Consider the following 384-nt stretch of genomic DNA (forward strand, 5'->3'; position numbering starts at 1 on the left):
GCCTTGTGCTGCCTGACTCCGCAGGTCATGCAACGGACATTGTCCGGACATACGCTGGCGCAGGGCATTCCGTAGAGCCGAGCCCATGCCCGGCTGGCCACTCGCCGGAGCAGCCGGGCATCGGCTCGGCGCTACAGCAAGCTAGGCCAGCAGCGTTTCCAGCTGCGCCGGTTCGCGTGCCAGCTGGCCAGCGCCGGCCGCGGTGAGTTCCGCCTCACCGCCAAAGCCCCACAGCACACCCACGCTGCGCAGGCCGTGGTGACGCGCGCCTTCGATGTCCATGCGGCGGTCGCCGATCATCCAGCACTGTGCGGGCTGCACCTGCAGCCGGCGCAGAGCTTCCCCGACCAGCTCCGGCTTGTGGCTGCGCGAGCCATCCAGGGT

1 protein-coding gene is annotated in these 384 nt (G+C 69.8%); it reads right to left on the bottom strand.

Annotated features, from left to right (window positions below):
- Positions 1-141: 141 nt before the first annotated feature.
- A partial coding sequence (locus tag HOV91_RS41390) for an HAD hydrolase-like protein (RefSeq protein ID WP_174190218.1) occupies positions 142-384 on the bottom strand: 243 nt, incomplete at its 5' end.

It is taken from the genome of Nocardia barduliensis (assembly GCF_013315795.1).
GTDB lineage: Bacteria > Actinomycetota > Actinomycetes > Mycobacteriales > Mycobacteriaceae > Nocardia > Nocardia barduliensis.